Source organism: Mesorhizobium sp. M1E.F.Ca.ET.041.01.1.1 (genome assembly GCF_003997355.1).
In the GTDB taxonomy this organism is placed as follows: Bacteria; Pseudomonadota; Alphaproteobacteria; order Rhizobiales; family Rhizobiaceae; genus Mesorhizobium.
Map to the genome: position 1 here is coordinate 1 of NZ_RZSL01001157.1, position 737 is coordinate 737.

Annotated in this window: 1 pseudogene; it reads right to left on the reverse strand. The window is 71.8% G+C overall.

Annotated features, from left to right (window positions below):
• Positions 1 to 8: 8 nt before the first annotated feature.
• A pseudogene (locus EOA38_RS39615) lies at positions 9 to 737 on the reverse strand (pyridine nucleotide-disulfide oxidoreductase); the annotation flags it as partial.

Below are 737 nucleotides of genomic sequence, written 5' to 3' on the forward strand. Positions count from 1 at the left end.
GGCCTCCTTCAGGCGGCTTGGCGGCCGTTGCGGTCGAGATAGCGGGAGATCTCGGCGGCGATCGCTTGCGCGTCGGCGCCGACGCCGCCGATGAAGTTGGAATCGCGCTTGCGCAGGAAGCGGAAGCCGAGCGCGTAGAGGCCGGGAACGCTGGTGACGCCGCCCTGATGCGCGAGCTCGCCGTCGGCGCCGAGCGCCAGCGGCTCCAGCCAGCCGAACGACCGCGCATAGCCGGTCGCCCAGATGATGGTGCGGATCGAGCCGTCCCTCAGCGAAAGCCGCTGGGGCCAAGCCGAAGGCACGGCTACCGGCTCGCGCCGGCCTGGTCGCGCGTCGCCGGCGAAGCGGTCGATCTCGGCGAGCAGGCGCGCTTGCTTCATTTCCGCCGCCGCGATCTGCGTCGCGAGATCGTCGGCGAAGACGATCTCGCGATCGGCAATCCCGCGCACGCGTCCGGCCAGCTCGACGCCAAGCGCTTGCAGCGTGGCGAGGTCGACATCGGTCTTGTCCGGCCGCCCGGCGAGCTGCAGCGAAGGCTGGCGCCTGGCGCTCTCGGGGTTGGCGAGCGCGTCGAGCGGTTGCGCCATGAAACCCATCCGGCAGAGCCAGAAGAAGATATCCTTGCCGCGCCAGCGCCTCGGCAGGCGCGTGTGCTTGCCGACGGACAGCGTCACCCGCCGCCCCGCGCGGGCGAGCTCGTCGGCGATCTGCACGCCGGAGGAGGACGCGCCGACGAG